The sequence below is a fragment of the Shewanella sp. UCD-FRSSP16_17 genome (assembly GCF_001675935.1).
GTDB lineage: Bacteria > Pseudomonadota > Gammaproteobacteria > Enterobacterales > Shewanellaceae > Shewanella > Shewanella japonica.
This window is the reverse complement of the sequence record NZ_LZFV01000046.1, coordinates 208,700-225,702: the sequence shown is the minus strand read 5'-3', so window position 1 is coordinate 225,702 and position 17,003 is coordinate 208,700. Positions and strand designations below refer to the sequence as shown.

16 protein-coding genes are annotated in these 17,003 nt (G+C 42.2%); 5 read left to right on the top strand and 11 right to left on the bottom strand.

From position 1 onward, the window contains the following. Positions 1-66: 66 nt before the first annotated feature. The 3 genes from A9267_RS18130 to dinF all read right to left on the bottom strand — a co-directional run bounded on the left by A9267_RS18130 (position 67) and on the right by dinF (position 5,436). Positions 67-2,016, bottom strand: coding sequence for an alpha/beta hydrolase family protein (locus A9267_RS18130; protein WP_065110202.1), 1,950 nt, complete (start codon positions 2,014-2,016; stop codon positions 67-69). 54 nt (positions 2,017-2,070) lie between these two features. Further along, positions 2,071-4,005, bottom strand: a complete 1,935-nt coding sequence (locus A9267_RS18125; protein ID WP_065110201.1) for an alpha/beta hydrolase family protein — start codon at positions 4,003-4,005, stop codon at positions 2,071-2,073. An 81-nt stretch (positions 4,006-4,086) separates the two neighbouring features. After that, positions 4,087-5,436 carry an MATE family efflux transporter DinF gene (gene dinF, locus A9267_RS18120; protein ID WP_065110200.1) on the bottom strand — a complete coding sequence of 450 codons (1,350 nt, stop codon included), beginning with the start codon at positions 5,434-5,436 and terminating at the stop codon, positions 4,087-4,089. 9 nt (positions 5,437-5,445) lie between these two features. Between dinF and A9267_RS18115 the strand changes: the two genes are divergently transcribed. The 4 genes from A9267_RS18115 (at position 5,446) to A9267_RS18100 (ending at position 9,539) form a co-directional block, all read left to right on the top strand. Continuing rightward, complete coding sequence (locus A9267_RS18115; RefSeq protein WP_065110199.1) at positions 5,446-6,492, top strand: polysaccharide deacetylase family protein; 1,047 nt, start codon at positions 5,446-5,448, stop codon at positions 6,490-6,492. Positions 6,493-7,206: 714 nt separating this feature from the next. Continuing rightward, positions 7,207-7,614, top strand: a complete 408-nt coding sequence (locus A9267_RS18110) for a PadR family transcriptional regulator (RefSeq protein WP_197495561.1) — start codon at positions 7,207-7,209, stop codon at positions 7,612-7,614. Further along, on the top strand, positions 7,592-8,488 hold the full coding sequence (locus tag A9267_RS18105; RefSeq protein ID WP_082972449.1) for a sensor domain-containing protein: 897 nt from the start codon (positions 7,592-7,594) through the stop codon (positions 8,486-8,488). The genes A9267_RS18110 and A9267_RS18105 overlap by 23 nt, the downstream gene beginning before the upstream one ends. Before the next feature lie 43 nt (positions 8,489-8,531). Beyond that, positions 8,532-9,539 carry a CPBP family intramembrane glutamic endopeptidase gene (locus A9267_RS18100; protein ID WP_065110197.1) on the top strand — a complete coding sequence of 336 codons (1,008 nt, stop codon included), beginning with the start codon at positions 8,532-8,534 and terminating at the stop codon, positions 9,537-9,539. A gap of 162 nt (positions 9,540-9,701) precedes the next feature. Here the strand turns inward: A9267_RS18100 and A9267_RS18095 are convergent, their stop codons facing one another. From A9267_RS18095 to A9267_RS18075, 5 genes are all read right to left on the bottom strand, one after another. After that, positions 9,702-10,322, bottom strand: coding sequence for an SCO family protein (locus A9267_RS18095; protein ID WP_065110327.1), 621 nt, complete (start codon positions 10,320-10,322; stop codon positions 9,702-9,704). Between the two features lie 109 nt (positions 10,323-10,431). Next, complete coding sequence (cyoE, locus tag A9267_RS18090; RefSeq protein WP_065110196.1) at positions 10,432-11,352, bottom strand: heme o synthase; 921 nt, start codon at positions 11,350-11,352, stop codon at positions 10,432-10,434. A 14-nt stretch (positions 11,353-11,366) separates the two neighbouring features. Beyond that, entirely contained in the window at positions 11,367-12,347 is a 981-nt protein-coding gene (locus A9267_RS18085) for a COX15/CtaA family protein (protein WP_055025404.1), read from the bottom strand. Next, positions 12,347-12,901, bottom strand: coding sequence for a hypothetical protein (locus A9267_RS18080; RefSeq protein WP_055025403.1), 555 nt, complete (start codon positions 12,899-12,901; stop codon positions 12,347-12,349). The genes A9267_RS18085 and A9267_RS18080 overlap by 1 nt, the downstream gene beginning before the upstream one ends. Before the next feature lie 21 nt (positions 12,902-12,922). Further along, a complete protein-coding gene (locus A9267_RS18075; RefSeq protein WP_065110195.1) occupies positions 12,923-13,690 on the bottom strand; it encodes an SURF1 family protein in 768 nt (255 codons plus the stop codon). Here A9267_RS18075 and A9267_RS18070 point away from each other — a divergent pair. Beyond that, the gene (locus A9267_RS18070) at positions 13,689-13,916 is read left to right on the top strand and encodes a DUF2909 family protein (RefSeq protein WP_055025401.1); all 228 of its coding nucleotides are present in this window, start codon (positions 13,689-13,691) and stop codon (positions 13,914-13,916) included. The genes A9267_RS18075 and A9267_RS18070 overlap by 2 nt on opposite strands. A gap of 28 nt (positions 13,917-13,944) precedes the next feature. Here A9267_RS18070 and A9267_RS18065 read toward each other — a convergent pair whose 3' ends face one another. The 3 genes from A9267_RS18065 to ctaD are packed head-to-tail and all read right to left on the bottom strand — an operon-like array spanning position 13,945 to position 16,998. After that, complete coding sequence (locus A9267_RS18065) at positions 13,945-14,820, bottom strand: cytochrome c oxidase subunit 3 (protein WP_055025400.1); 876 nt, start codon at positions 14,818-14,820, stop codon at positions 13,945-13,947. Further along, positions 14,817-15,380 carry a cytochrome c oxidase assembly protein gene (locus A9267_RS18060; RefSeq protein ID WP_065110194.1) on the bottom strand — a complete coding sequence of 188 codons (564 nt, stop codon included), beginning with the start codon at positions 15,378-15,380 and terminating at the stop codon, positions 14,817-14,819. The genes A9267_RS18065 and A9267_RS18060 overlap by 4 nt, the downstream gene beginning before the upstream one ends. A gap of 1 nt (position 15,381) precedes the next feature. After that, positions 15,382-16,998, bottom strand: coding sequence for a cytochrome c oxidase subunit I (ctaD, locus tag A9267_RS18055; protein WP_055025398.1), 1,617 nt, complete (start codon positions 16,996-16,998; stop codon positions 15,382-15,384). Between the last annotated feature and the right edge of the window lie 5 nt (positions 16,999-17,003).

The following is a 17,003-nucleotide window of genomic DNA, read 5'->3' as shown; positions in this document are numbered from 1 at the left end:
CGATGATGTTAGGGCTTTTTTTATTTAGATAAATACTGCAAAGCAAGAATGAGGGCTAAGCTCACTTTATAGGTTGGTAGCAAGGAATTTCTCAATCGCTTTGAAAGTCATTAAACGATGTTGATTATTGCTTAGGTAGTGATTGCCATTTTCAATTTCAACATATTCAACCGGTTTATCTAATGCGTCTAACTTGCGATACATATCTCGGCTTTGACTGACTTGAACCACTTTATCGTTGTCGCCGTGGATCAATAAAATAGGCACATTAATTTTGTCAGCATGGCGAATAGGTGAGTATTCATAAAGTTCATCATAATCATCACCAAGGGTTTTCTTAGTTAATTCATGGGTCGTATAAAAACGCGATAGTTTTACTAAATCCTCTACATCAGCGACACCAGCAAAACTGATGACACACTGATAAAGCCCTGGGTTCATGGCTGCGCCCATCATGGCAGCATAACCGCCGTAACTGCCACCAACAATACAAATTTTGTCAGGGTCTGCGATACCTTGGTTGATTAAATAGCGTGTGCCTTGATCAACATCGCCCTGCATGGCCTTACCCCAACCTTGCATACCCGCCTTCTTGAATTCATAGCCCAAGCCTGTAGACCCCCTGAAGTTCATTTGCAATACCGCGTAGCCTCGGTTGGCAAAAAACTGAGTCCAATAATCAAAACTGTCAGAGACATAACTATGAGGACCACCATGTGGAAATATGATCGTAGGCAGTTTTTTGGCTTCAATGCCCTTCGGCAGGGTGAGATAAGCTGGAATTTCTAAACCATCTTTCGATTCATAGCTGATTTGTTGTGGCTCAACTAATAGCGCGGGTGTTAATTGAGAATATTTAGCTGCAATCACTTCCAGTCGGTTGGCATCACGATCGCCATACAAAAACAATCCGGGTTGAGTGGGGCTGGTGGCATACACCATATAGCGGCGTTCATTTTTACTGAATTGAGTGAGGTAGTTTTGGGTATCGGGTAACGCCGCTTTTAAGCGCTTGTTCAGCTTTTGATAGTTTTTATCCCAAAAATGATATTCATTGTCAGTGCCGGTCGCAATGCCAATGGCTTGACGAGTTATTTTCGAATGGATAAGTCTGGCATTCACATCAGCATTATCTTGTTTATACACTAATTTTTTCGTTAATTTAGGGTCAGTTAAATCCACTTTGAAAACGGCATAAAAGTCTTCATGGTAAGCTTTTACATAAAGCGTGTTGGGGTTGACATCAAACCCCAGTGGAATAACGGTTTCTTCAGAATAAGCTTCACTTTTCCACAACAGTCGTAAGTCGCCATTGGCTTCGCTTTGCTCATAAATTCGGTACTCGGTGGTATCCCGATCTTGATAAGTGGCAATGCGTACCCGATGCTGTTGATCCGTCATCCAATCAATAACGTGTTCTCGATAATATTGTTCAGTGGTAAAGCTGCCGTTATATAAATTGACTTTGATGACTGTTGGTTCGCTGACTCGTTTACTGAAACCCGATACAGATAAAAGAATATGTTCAGGATCTTTAGGCAATAAATCAATAACGTCGCCTTGATATTGTGGGATAGAGTCGAATCGTTTTAACGCTTTTTTAGTTAACACACTGCCAGCTTCACCCGTGCTCAAATTGTATTTAATGAGTAGGCTCTCATTGGCATTTTTACCAAAACGCTTAGATGGCATGAGTGCGGTTATCAGCAGTATTTCATCACTCGCCCAAGTTAGATTAGTGATCATGAACTTTTCGTGATCGTTTTTCATTGGGATATGGAATTGACCTGTTTCAGTATTAAATAAGGCCACAATTTTATGTGGTACTTCTGCAGTATCGTCTAAAAGAAGTGAAGCAATATGCTTACCGTTGGGGGACAGTCGTACATGACTTACATCAGGAATACTGGCAAAAGCCTCAACAGGTAATTGGGTGACTTTTGATGTTTGCGCAGGGGCTGAAAAAGGCGTATTGGTGATACATAACAACAGTATCAACATAAAAATCCGTTTCATTTAAAGCTCTCTTTGGTATTGCCCACCCTCAATGTGAGGGTGGGGTTAAGTTGGTTAAAGCAAGTTTTTTTGTAGGAAGGCTTCGATTGCCATAAAGGTGTTAATGCGGTGCTTGTTATTACTTAAATAATGATCACCATTTTCAAGTTCGATATATTCAACTGGCTTGTTAAGGTCTTCGAGTTCATCAAACATATCTTCACTGTGTTGTACCCGTACCACCCGATCTTTATCGCCATGGATAAGTAACACTGGCACATTAATATCTTTGGCTTTACTCAGAGGGGAGCGCTCATATAGGGCATCATAATCATCGCCGATTTGTTTTTTGACGATTTCAAAGTTGGTGTAACGTCTTGACGACTTCACTAAATATTCGATGTCAGTGACACCGGCAACACTGACAGCACATTGATAAAGATCTTGAGTGGTAGCAACGCCCATTAGTGCGGCATAACCACCATAACTTGCGCCCACAATGCAGATTTTATTGGGGTCTGCAGTGCCACGTTCAATTAACCATCGCGTGCCATCTTCAACATCATTTTGCATATCGAGCCCCCAGTTTTTAAGGCCCGCTTTCATGAAGTCATAACCATAACCCGCAGAGCCCCTGAAATTCATTCTTAACACCGCATAACCTCGGTTGGCGAAGAACTGGGTCCAATAATCAAAACTGTTTGAGTCATAACTAATTGGGCCACCATGGGGGAAAATAATGGTCGGTAAGTTTTTAGCTTCTTGGCCTTTGGGGGTGGTTAGAAACGCTTGGATGTCTAAACCATCACGGGCTTGATACGTCAGAGTTTCGGTATCGGCTAACACATCAGGTGACAATTGTTTGTAGCGATAAGCAATAGGTAAGAGTTGGCCAGCATCTCGGTCGCCAAAAAAGTAGATCCCTGCCTCTTTCGCGTTGGTTGAATAAACGATATAACGGCGCTCATTTTCACTAAATTGAGTGATATAGTTGCGGTAATCTGGCAACGCTTTGTTCAAGCCGTTGGCAAGGCCAATGTATTCTTTATCCCAAAACGTGTATTCAGACTCATCGCCATCATCAATGCCGATCACTTTCTTTTTTAATTTTGAATAAATTAGCGAACCACTGACGTCACTAAACTCTTTGCTGAAAACTAATTCTTTAGTGAGCTTAGGATCTTGTAAGTTAACTTTAAAAATAGCCTCATAGCCTTCATGGTAGGCTTGTACATAAAGTATGTCTTTATCTTCTGCAAAGCCCATTGGCCATACTTGGTCTTCTTCAAATGCTTCGAACTCCCAAAGGAGCCTGCGGTCTTTATGGGCATCAGCTTGCTCATAAATTCGATACTGGGTGTCTTTACGATAAATACCAATTCGAATTCTATTTTGTCGGTCTGTTACCCAATCGGTAATATTACTTTCAGCAGGTTGTTTGAAGCGAACGTTGCCATTATTTAAATTCACCTGAATGACGGATTCATATTGAGGTTTGTTGCCTAAACCATTGCTACCAAGCAATATATGTTTTTCATCATTAGGCAGATAATCAATAATGTTGGATTGAATTTGCGGCATCCACTTAAACTTTTTAAGACCCAAACGGCTGAGTAAGTTCGAGGTTTTTTTCTTGCTCAGAGAATACTTAATAATCCGTGTTTCTGTGGTGGGAGTACCATAACGAACAGCAGGAAATTTTGCTTTAACAAGTAACAGGTCATCACTTGCCCAACTCATCGACAATATGACAAATTTTTCATTATCTGTTTGGATAGGGAGAAGTGACTCACGGGTATCAATATCCAAGATATTAACTATGGTGCCTTGTTGCTCGTCGGTATTAAGCCTCACTAATGAAGCAATGTATTTACCATTGGGTGACATGGTCACATGGCTAACATCAGGAATGCTGGCAAAAGCTTCTAGGGGCAGCTGTTGATTTTTAGCAACAACTGAATTAGCCAACAGCATCACTGATGCTGAAAGCAAGATTAAAATCCGTTTCATTTACACTATCCGTATTGGCTCTTTTGTTAACTTAATGTTATCAGTAACGGGTTAGAGATTGATAGACTATGGTTCTTTAAACTACTGAAAACCATATATTTGTCTAAAAGTTTTACTAAAACGGTAATGTATCGCTAAAGATAGGCTTCGACACAGCATAAATGCACTCATTGCTGCCCATAAACCGTGATTGCCAAAGTTTTGCAGTACATACCAGCAAGGGAAAAACACGCCAAAGGTGGCAATCATCATACTGTTTCTCATCACTTGCCCTTGCGCTGCCCCGATATACACGCCGTCAAAAAGATACGATCCAAATGCAAGCAGGGGCATAAACACCAGCCAAATTAAATAAATGTTAGCTTGCTGCTGTACGACCTCAATGCTGGTAAGCATAGTGATAATCGCATCACCCCCCAGATAAAATAATACACAAAAGCCCAATGAGAATAGTAACGACCAATAGCCCGCTAATGTCACTGAGTCATGCAATAGCGCTAAATCTTGTTGACCTATAGCGCGTCCGACTTCGGCTTCGGCATAATAAGCAATACCATCCAAAGCGTAAGAGATAAGCATCAACAAGTTAAGTAAAACCGCATTCGCAGCAATGATGTCATCACCTAACCCAGCACCATAAAAGGTCATAAAGGTAAAACTGGCTTGTAAGCATAGGCTGCGAATAAAAATATCACGGTTGAGTTTTAATAAGCGTGAATAACCTTTTAGGCTTAAATGAACTAAAAGCTGACGGAAGTGAAAATCGTGTTGTTGGTATAGCGCGCGCTTGGCGATAGTCGCTGCAACTAAAAACGCACAAATATCGGCAATCACAGAAGCAAGAGCCGCCCCTTTGACGTTCCATTCAAAACCAATGACGAACAATACATCAAGGATAATATTCACTATGTTGGCAATGATTAACTGCCACATTGCCGCTTTGGGTGCTTGCCTGCCAAGTAACCAACCCAATAACACTAAATTTATTAATGCGAAGGGAATCGACCAAATTCGGATGTTAACGTACTCGCGACAAAAGTGTTGTACCTGTTCACTGGCTTGACTTAATGACAGCGCAAAATCGATTATCGGTTGCTGTAATAAAATCGCTGTAAAACCAAACATCAATGCCAGGCTGCAACCTTGAACCAGCAATTTTTGCTGAGTTACGTTATCATTAGCACCATAAGCTTGGGCAACAAGACCAGTGGTCGACATACGTAAAAAGCCCAACAGCCAGACAATTAAGGTAATTATTGTACTGCCTAGTGCCACACCGCCTAAGTAATAGGCTTCACTTAAATGACCAATAACAGCGGTATCGACTAAACCTAATAGTGGGATAGTGATATTGGATAAAATCATCGGCAAAGCTAATGCAAATAGCTGACGGTTTTTTTGGCTGTTAAATAGTAATACTTTTAAGGACATAGGAATCTTATGTTAAAACAAAGTCTGTTGGGATTAATTTGGCTTTTTTCTGTTAATGCGCATGCCGTGGTCATTTTGCAATACCACCACGTATCAGAAACAACGCCAGCAATTACCAGTGTGACGCCTGCTCAATTTGAAGAGCAGATGCAGTATCTTGCTGATAACGAGTTTACCATCATTAGCTTACAAGAAGCGGTTGATGCCATAAAACAAAACAAGCCAATCGCGGATAAAAGCATTGTCATTACTTTTGACGATGGCTATGACAGCATTGCAAAAGCGGCTGCTCCTGTGCTGAAAAAGCATCACTTTTCTTACACTTTGTTTGTGTCGGTTGAACCGATTGAAAAAGGGTATGCAGGGATGATGAGCTGGGATGACATTAATCAACTTGCTAAAGATGGTGCGACGATTGCCAATCACAGTTGGGCGCATGAGCATTTGAATCGTAAGCTTGAAGGCGAAACTAAGCAGCAGTGGTTAACTCGTATTGAGAAAAATTTATTAGACACCGAAGCTGAAATTAAAAAGCACACAGGCCAAAGCGTGAGAATGCTGGCTTATCCATATGGTGAATATAATGCTGATGTTGAAAACATCCTCAAGCAGCATGATTTTATAGGATTAGGCCAGCAATCTGGTGCCGCAGGTAAATACTCTGCATTAACCGCATTACCTCGTTTTCCTGTGGCAGGCCCCTATGCAGACTTGGATAGTTTGAAAGTTAAATTTACCAGTTTGAACATGCCCGTTATCAAACAAAATATCAGCGATCCATTATTAACCGCAGGTAACTGGCGTCCAGAGCTGACTGTTGAACTGGATACTAGTGATATTTACCCACATCAAGTCATGTGCTTTGTTCAAGGGCAAGGGGCTAAAAAGCCAACGTGGATTTCTGAAACGGAATTTAGTATTCAAGCGCCAGCGAACTTACCTGCTGGGCGCAGCCGCTATAACTGCACAGCGCCGAGTAAAACCCAAAATGGCTACTATTGGTTTTCACAAGCGTGGGTGAGACCGAATAATGATGGAAGCTGGCCAAAAGAATAGTTTTTTGGTTTGATGTTTTGTTGATTTCCAAACTTCGTTTGGAATAGATCAAGGTCGTGGGTTTTCCACCCACACCCGACCAAAAGGGAGTGAACGGCAACTCCCTCTTGGAACACCCACCCGCTCCGGCGAAGTTTTAAAAAGCGAAAACTTCCAACGGAGGTTTCCATAGCTTTTGACTTCGTTTGTAGCCAGCTTCGGCAAGCTGTGAAAATCACTAACGTTTCCAATGGGGCGTCCCTTCCCCTCGAAAGCTAGCCAGACATCCATGTCTGGACTCACGTGATTTTCTTGCTTGCCTCAATTCAATTGAAGCATTCAAGCCTTTTAAGACTTTTATTCGTGCTTAACTAGGGCAAACGAATCTGCGGATACAACAGTTCCCCATTGAAACTTCTGAAATGCGTTAGCTATTTTTGAATAATCATGAGGCTTGCTCGCTTTTAAGAGCAATTTCGTAGAGGCGGCAAGGCTCTTATGAAAATCAGCGAAAAGGGAAATGCTGTTGTTTCCCTTTCGTCTGGTGTGGGCGAAGCGCCACGACCTTGAACCTAATTCAAATGAAGTTTGGAAATCAAAGTTGAATAAGTGGTATTAGGGTTTCATTAAGTATAGGTAAGTTCCAAATTCTTAAGCTTAAAAGATATCACTAGTATTTAGTTAACACTAGTGATATCGTGCCACTAGTATTAACTAAACACTAGTGGTTGTTACGTGAATGGAATTGACAAAAAAGATATCAAAGAGCATGAAGAAGCCGTTGATCTGTTGATTAAAAAGTTTAGTAAAGAACTCAACTCAGGCACTTCTGCACTTGTGCTGCTGAGTATATTGAACAACTCAGATAAACCACTTTATGGATATCAGATCTCCAAACTTTTAGGTCACTCTAATACAGACAAGCAAGGAGTGATCTATCCTGTGCTGCGGAATATGGAGGCTAAAGGCTTATTGGAAAGTCAGGTACTCCCTTCTGAAAGCGGACCTCCTAGGAAGTACTTCACTATCTCAATATTGGGCAAAAAAGTATTAGAAGAGTGGTTGCAGATTTGGCAACGCACTCAGCTTTTTGTAAATCAAATAATTACAGGCAAATCAAATGGAAACGATGAAGTCAAATAAAGCTATCGAAAAGGATATTCAACATTATTTACGTGAGTTAAGTGCCGCATTACACAATCAAGATTTATCATTAGTACAAGATGCTAAATTTGACGCGGAAAGTCACTTTCGTGCAGCACTATTAGAAACAAGTAATAAAGCCAATCCTATGCCGGATATCATCCAAGATTATGGTACTCCGCAAGTTATTGCTCAGCATTACTGTGACATGGAGTTAACTGTTGATTTAGCATTTCATGGTAGGAAAGAGTATCGATCAAAGGTTCAATCCGATTCAATTTTCTCGATATTAAAAGATACTGCGGCCTTTAAAGCGCTTATTTACTATTTTATTAGCTTCCCATTATCTATGGTCTATATAGCTTGGGTGTTATTGGTTGGGCTAAGTAGCGCCGTTGCATCCCTTGTATTGATTGGCATACCGTTATTTATTTTTTTCATCAACTCAATGCGATATTTCTCATTATTTGAAGGGCGATTAATTGAGCCGTTATTAGGTGAGCGCATGCCACATAGGCCTAAAATTCTGCATAACCTATCTCAGTTCAGGTCTCTAAAAGGAGTTATAGCTTTAATTAAAAATCGTGAGAATTGGACATCGATATTGTACCTATTGCTTCAGTTACCATTATCTTTACTGTATTTCACTATTTTCGTTTTACCAGCAGTATTTTCAATTTTGTTATTCTTATCGCCAGTTATTGACCCATTACTCAATACGATAAACCCTTCTTTGAGTATTGATATTAATTGGTACTGGCTCCCTATTTCCGCCCCTCTTAGTCTTATCGGTTTAATGCTGTCGTTACATGCAGCAAAAACTATCGGAAAACTGCATGCAAGATTTGCTAAGTCCATGCTGGTGACAATTTAACGAGAAAAGTTAAATTCTAGCTCTTAAATATGAGTATTTAACAATGAAAATATTGAAGACGTTTGGAAAAAGGTATCCTGTTAGTGCTTTTCTGATTCTTTGTTTTGGATTTACCTGGTCAATTTGGTTTACCGTTCCTTTCTTTGCAGGTTCTGATTGGTCGTTAGGGCGAATATATGTTGGTGCAGGTTTCGGGCCTGCATTAGCAGCCATTTTTATGAACCAGCTATGTGGCCATGGAGCTGACATTGGAAATAAAAAGTGGTGGTTATGCTTTAGTACTTTTTTCGCATTGTTGTTTGGATTGTATTTTTCAATACTGCTAACTGGTGATGGCATTACAGCTGAAAAATTTTCTCAGGCTAGACCAGCTGGAATTTCTGTTACAGGAATCCTAGGTGTAATAGTGTCTGCAGTAATTGGGAGCTTTGTAATCGCCTCTTTGGCTGTTAGTCGTTCAAAAGCATTAAGTTCAGTGAGCAAGTGGCATGTATCGATTAAGTGGTGGTTAATCGCTTTGTTGCTCCCTTCTGTATGGATGATGTTAGGTGTGTTAATGGCTAGCATGACTGGAGAAAAGATACAGGTAGAGGCAGTCGAGCATAATTTAGAGTTGCAGACTTGGGGGTTATACACCGCACGTTCAATTTTGCTCACATTTTTGGTGGTCGCTATTGGCGAAGAAGCAGGTTGGCGAGCGTGGATGTTACCGCGTTTACAGCAACGATTTAGTCCACTTCTCAGCTCGGTATTTATCGGTATTGCTTGGGGTTTATGGCATTTCCCATTATTCGTTATCGGGCAATATAGTGATCCGCCTGAAATGGTTTTTGCTAAAGCAGGCGCTTGTATAATGTTGGGTATTGTTTTTACATGGTTATATAACCGTACAGGGGGAAACCTATTGATGGTGGTTTTGCTTCATACCGCTATGAATAGTTCGCCAAGATTTGTACCTTTTTCTGAGCAAATGGGGGTATTTTTAATTTTATCTCTCATCTGCATGATTGTTTTCGACAAAATGTGGCGTAAAAGTAGGGTACAACTTTAGCTTATTATCCTAATGGCTTAATAGAATTTATTTAGCTGTGGATTGCGACAAACGACAATCAAAGGATTAAACCTTTAATTGCTATCTCATATATGAACCCAAAAAAGCCTCAATATTTTCATATTGAGGCTTTGTCATAATTCAATTTCTAATCAAAAAACACTATGCACTTTCAATAATCAATTTCAAATCAGCAACCAGTTCTTTATTCAAAATCTGTGGAATTTTCCCTGGTTGTTGTTTGGGTTTAAACACCGCAAACTTTTCCCCTTTAGGCGACACTAAAACATAGCTGGCACTGTGGTCTACCTGATAATCAGCGCCGTCACCCACCATGGCGTAGGCGAAGCCTAAATCACGGGTGAATGGGAATAGTTCTGTATGTGCTGCGGTTACCGCTTTAAAGTCTCGATTAAAAAAATTGATGTAATCTAAGCGCTTTGTTTGCGTGTCTCTGTCTGGATCAACTGATACAAACACCACCTGAATATCTTTTGATACCGATTGCAGTTCAGCATAAGCAGCATTGAGCTTATTTAACGTTGTCGGGCACACATCTGGGCACGAGGTAAAACCGACAAACAGTAAGCTCCACTTACCGAGTAATTGCTGATTGGTAAATTCATTGCCTAATTGATCATGCAGGGTAAAGGGGGCCAGTGGTCTTGGGTTATCAAAAAGATAACTACTTTGAAGGGCTAAGTCTGGCACCTGAGCCATCAAGGCCGTATTTGCTGATTGGCGAGGGAATAGCGCTGCAACCGCAACGCCTAAGCCCAACATGATGACGGCTAATAAAAGGATTTTTTTCAATCGGTCACTCCCCGTTTATTCATTGCAGCATTGGTTATTGCTATGTGCATAACTTAAGCCCATAACTTAGACCCATAGCTTAGACCCACAAGTAGTGATCAACTAATAACACTAAGAATAAAATCATTAAGTGGTAAATAGAGAACTTGAATACATCCATTGCCAGACCAGGTTTGTCATGGAACTTTAATTGCCAAGCTTTATAGATAAACCCACAACTTAATAAAGTTGAACCGACTAAATAAACAGGTCCACACATGCCAACCAACACAGGTAATAAACAAGCGATGGCCAGTAATAAGGTGTAGAGCAATATGCAAGTTTTAGTGAACTCTACACCATGGGTGACGGGCAACATCGGCACGTCGACTTTGGCGTATTCTTTTTTACGGTGAATCGCTAACGCCCAGAAGTGTGGTGGTGTCCAAGTGAAGATGATGATCACTAAAAGCAGGGCATTACCATGTAACTCGTTGGTGACCGCTGTCCAGCCTAGTAATGGTGGCATGGCGCCAGCTAATCCGCCAATGACGATATTTTGCGGTGTGGCACGCTTTAAATATGCGGTGTAGACCACTGCGTAACCGATTAAACTGGCGAACGTTAGCCATGCGGTTAGCGGGTTAACCAACGCATACAGAATAATGAACCCACCTAAGCCGATTGAAGTGGCGAAGGTCATGGCTTTGATTGCTGATACTTTGCCTTTAGGTAAAGGGCGGTTGTAGGTACGCGCCATTAAGCCATCAATACGGCGATCGATAAGGTGGTTATAGGCCGCTGCAGCACCTGCCATCATGGCGATGCCAATCATGCCAAAAATAAGCGGTTGAAGTGGAACAGCGCCGGGGAGCGCAAGACACATACCGACCAGCACTGTTAGCAGCATCAGTGCGACCACCTTGGGTTTGGTCATTTCAAAATAAGCACGCCACTGTAGTGGGCTAGAGCTAGTGTTGGTTTTCGTTGCGCTTGCGGACAGTGAAAGTGATTTAGCCATAATAGAATCCTTGCTTAAGCTTTACGCCACAGCGCATAGTTAATGAAAATAACGGTTAGCAGTAATAATGCTGCGCCGCCATTATGTGAAACCGCAATACCAAGCGGCAGGTGCATAACAATATTGCTAATGCCTAATCCCACTTGGATTACGACGAGTGCGAACAACAACCAAGCACTTTTACGCATCACTGATGACTGTGCTTTTAGTAATTTAAAGGCCAGCCAACATAAACAAGCGGCAGTGATAATGCCCCAAATTCGATGGGTTACATGAATAGTCATGCGGGCGGGGTATTCTAATACGCCAAATTCAAAGCTAGGGTGATCGCCTTGAAATGGCGAAAATGCTTTGGCAAACGCTAAGTTATCCATCCAATTGCCTTCACATATCGGTAAGGTTGTGCAGGCTAATGCGGCGTAGTTTGATGAGGTCCAGCCACCCAGTATGATTTGTAATATCAGTACTAGCATGCTGACCATTGCAAGCGGTGCAAGCTTTCTGGCGTAGGCATCACCACCTGGGATCCGCAAAGGTTTGGTTCTAAGATAGAGTAATAGCAGTAACGAAAATAAACTGAATCCACCAATTAAATGACCCATTACGATAATGGGCATTAGCTTCATGGTAACAGTCCACATCCCGAGTGCGGCTTGAAATAGTATTAAGGCTGAAATAAATATCGGCAGTTTTTTAGGTGCATCTGCACGCTTCAAGCACACAATTAAAATGGTTAATACTAAAAGTCCTAGGGCTCCTGCAATATAGCGGTGAATCATTTCGAGCCATGCTTTTTTAGGCTCGACGGTTTGGTTAGGGAAATTTTCTTCGACTTTGGCTAATGCGGCGGAGTCACTTGGTACGCCAATATGGCCATAACAGCCGGGCCAGTCAGGGCAACCTAAGCCGGCATCAGATAAACGGGTATAAGCGCCCATTAAGATCACGGCAAAGGTAAACACCAAAGTGAATTTGAGTAAGGTTTTGATGTTCATTAACCGACCCTCGACAATTTGAGCATTTTGCGCAAGTCGCTGATCATGGATTTACCTTGCGCAATATTCTCTTCTTCACCAGCAATACCTGGATATTGCATGACTAAGCTACCGAGGGGATCAACAATAATAAGCTGTTGCTTTTCCATCATTGAAGTTAGCTGTGGGCTGGCTTGAGCGGTTGCAAAAGGCACATTTAAACTGGCTAAAATTTGGGTGTCACTGCCGTCTTGTAACAAAACAATAGGGCTGACACGATCTTGATGTTTACCCAATGCCACATGACTTTGATGTAAAACGTATAAACGTTGTTGGCATTGCTCAAGACATTGTTTTGGCAGTAGATAAAGTAACTGCCACGACTGAGGCTGAGGGTTGTCCATTGATAAGCTCTGATAGCTTATTGAAGGTGAAATCAGTTGGCCTTTATTGGTCGCTGCACCATTATAAAGATCCATACTGAGCACGAGTTTGGCCATAGCTACGGGTAGAATAAATACCAACAGCAGTATATAAAGCGTCTTGTTGCTCTTTGGTTTTGCTGGGGAGTTCATACTTGCTCCTCTTGTTACGACTTATTTTGTTATAGGGTGTGTTGATTTCTTCAACGTTTTAAAACCAATCCATAGCATGAGCCCTAAAAAAACCGCTGCCATGGTGAACCATTGCAATGCATACCCTTGGTGTTTCTGTGCTGATAAGGGAATGGGTGTCCAAGGTTTTGCTAATGTCATTGTTGGAGTCACATCTGGCTGCAATACTGCCGGTGCCAGTTCGTGGCCTACTTTCTCTGCTAAGGCCACAAGGTTTAAATTTTGAAACCGAATCACTTCATGGTTATTCATTGAAAATGTTTCGGCATATAGCGCTTCGCTTAATGGGTTTGTTTGTTTTTGATAGACCCGCCCTGTTAACTCATATGGCTGATTAGGCATGGGAGTCAGTGCTGGCAGAATACGTCTGTCTTTATTGGCGCCAACAAACCCTAGTTCAACCATTAACCAAGGTTGTGACTCAGACACCTTGACCAATTGATATGCGAGATAACCCACTTGACCGTTATGAACTTGATTATCAAGTAATAAAATTTGTTCGCTGACTGCGATGGTATCGACAGTTAATCGGTAACCTGTCACAGGGTCATTGTTAGCTAAATTAAGTAAACTTTGGTAATCCAATGCGCTGGCGGCTTGTCGTTCAGCTAGCGTGGTTTGCCATGCTTGTTTGTACTGGGCTCTATCGAGTTGCCATAAACCTAACTTGACCAAAATAGAAAACACACTCACAGTAACAAGCAGCAATAACCCAGTAGATAGTCGCCAGACTCGCAAAGGAGAGCCCATGGCAGCGTTAGATACCTTAGTGATTTTCAAGCTTGTATTAGTACTACTGCTTGTATTCATATTATTTAATTTAGCTAGAGCCTTGTTTATTATGGTTAAAGCTGAAAACAAACAGCCAATGAGTCAATATTTGGGGCGACGCGTTATCTTTTCAGCTGTGGTGATGTTGTTATTGTTGTTGGCCCTAGGATTAGGCTGGGTAACACCTAACCCTAGGCCGTATTAGCTCGCCTCTGTAGAGGTGAGCCATACTCTTAAATGACGTAGACAAAAATAAATAAGCATAACCAGACTACGTCGACAAAATGCCAGTACCAACTACCAGACTGGAAGGCAAAATGACTTTCAGGGGTAAAGTGGCCTTTGAGCACCCTAAAGAACAGAATAATCAAGAACACAGTCCCCAATGTGACGTGCATACCGTGAAAACCCGTCAGTAAGAAGAAAGTGTTGCCGTAGATCCCTGATGATAGTGTCAGTCCCATTTCTTGATAGGCATGAATATATTCTTCAACTTGTAAAAATAAGAAGCCAATACCCAATAAGATGGTTAGTCCTAACCAGACTTTTAATGCCCCACGCTTAGACTTTTCAAGAGACACATGGGCAAAGTGTAAAGTGACTGACGATGCGAGTAATATCAGGGTGTTGTATAGGGGTAACCCTGTCCAAGGCATCGCTTCAGTCGTGGTGCCATCAGGTGTTTTAGTGAGTGGCCACATGGCTTCAAAAGTCGGCCAAAGCACTTCATGGGTCATGGCATTGTTTGAGGCACCACCTAACCACGGAATAGCGACCATTCGTGCGTAAAAAAGTGCGCCAAAGAAGGCGCCGAAGAACATAATTTCAGAGAAAATAAACCAGCTCATTCCTTGTCTAAAAGAACGATCCATTTGCGCTGAATATAAGCCAGACATTGATTCATCAATGACGTTTTTAAACCAACCAAACAGCATAAAAATGATGACTGCGATACCAGCCACGAGAATATAGCCGCCCGATGTTTCTTCGGTGGCGAGTTGTTGTACGTACGAACCTGCGCCAAAAGCAATCAGGAATAACCCAATAGCGCCAATGATGGGCCAGGCACTTTGCGCTGGCACGTAATAAGTTTCATGTTTTGTTGTCATCTTGCTGCTCCTTGCTCTATGGCCGCAGTTTGTTTGTCTGTGATGTCATAGAGGGTATAAGAGAGAGTCAAAGTTTTAATGGAATCGGGTAAGTCAGGATCCACATAAAAGATTAATGGCAGTTCAGCATCAGCCTTTGCAGCTAGGGGCTGTTGATTAAAACAGAAGCATTCCGTTTTATTGAAATATGCAGCGCCTTGGCCAGGCGATACCGAGGGTATCGCTTGGCCTACAAGAGGTTTAGCAGAAAGGTTTTTTGCTAAAAATGCAGTGCGAGTTAGCTCACCTGGATGAACCTGTATTCGGTTCACTTTGGGGCCAAACTCCCATGGCATACTGCCTTGCACTTGGGCGATAAATTCAATAGTAATGGTGCGTTCTTTATCAACGACCACCGCTTCATAACGACTTGCTGTACCTTGAGGCTTTCCGTTAATGCCTAAGGTCTCGCAAAGCACGTCATAAAGCGGTACCAGCGCAAAACCAAAGCCGAACATACCTATTGATCCTAATACCAGACCTATAAGTAAGTTACGGTTTGATTTTGTTGGCTGGCTCATATCACTTCACCTCTGGTGGTGTGGTGAATGAGTGGTAAGGTGCTGGGCTGGCAATGGTCCACTCCAGTCCTTCAGCGCCTTCCCAAGGTTTATCAGCCGCTTTCTCGCCACCTTTGACACATTTAATCACTACGGCTAAGAAAATTAGTTGTGATAAGCCAAATGCGAATCCGCCGATTGAGACAATTTGATTAATATCAGCAAATTGAATGGCGTAATCTGGAATTCGGCGAGGCATGCCTGCTAATCCTAAAAAGTGCATCGGGAAAAACAGCACATTGACTGAAATCACGCTACACCAGAAATGCCAGCGCCCTAGGGTTTCGCTATACATATGGCCAGTCCATTTTGGTAACCAATAATAGGCAGCAGCCATAATAGAGAACACCGCTCCAGTCACCAGTACATAGTGGAAATGCGCCACCACGAAGTAAGTATCATGGTATTGGAAATCAGCAGGTGTTATCGCCAGCATCAATCCTGAAAAACCACCAATGGTAAAGAGAATAATAAAGGCAATCGCAAATAACATAGGGGTTTCGAACGTGATTGAACCACGCCACATCGTTGCTACCCAGTTAAATACTTTTACCCCTGTCGGCACCGCAATTAACATGGTGCAGTACATGAAAAACAGTTCAGCAAATACTGGCATCCCTGTGGTAAACATGTGATGCGCCCAAACCAAGAAGGATAAAATCGCAATACTGGACGTGGCGTAAACCATCGAAGCGTAGCCAAACAACTTTTTACGACTAAAGGTGGGAATAATGGCCGAGATAATCCCGAACGATGGCAAAATCATGATGTAGACTTCAGGGTGACCGAAGAACCAGAAAATATGCTGGAACATGACGGGATCACCGCCACCTGCGGCATCAAAGAAACTGGTACCAAAGTATTTATCGGTTAATACCATGGTAACCGCACCTGCAAGTACGGGCATCACCGCAATCAGCAAGAATGCAGTAATGAGCCATGTCCATACAAATAATGGCAACTTCATCCAAGTCATGCCTGGTGCACGCATATTAACAATGGTCACGACCACGTTAATTGCGCCCATAATCGAACTGATCCCCATGATATGCACCGAGAAAACAAATAGTGCAGTGCTATCAGGGCTATAGGTTGTTGATAGCGGTGCATAGAAAGTCCAGCCAAAGTTAGGGCCGCCGCCTTCCATAAACAACGAACTCAACAGAATCGCGAAGGCAAATGGTAAGATCCAAAAGCTCCAGTTATTCATTCGAGGCAGTGCCATATCAGGTGCTCCAATCATCATTGGGATCAGCCAGTTGGCTAACCCTGTGAAGGCGGGCATGACGGCACCAAATACCATAATAAGACCGTGTACTGTGGTCATTTGGTTAAAGAAGTTAGGGTCAACTAACTGTAAGCCTGGCTGAAATAGCTCTGCGCGAATGACCATTGCCATCGCACCACCAGTGAGGAACATAATAAAACTGAACCATAAATACATAGAACCAATGTCTTTATGGTTAGTGGTTAATATCCAGCGCATGATGCCTTTTGGCGCGCCATGATGGTGATCATCATGGCCGTCATGAGAATGTTCATCATGAGCTGGGGTAGTATCTTGTGTAATTGTGCTCATCTGTA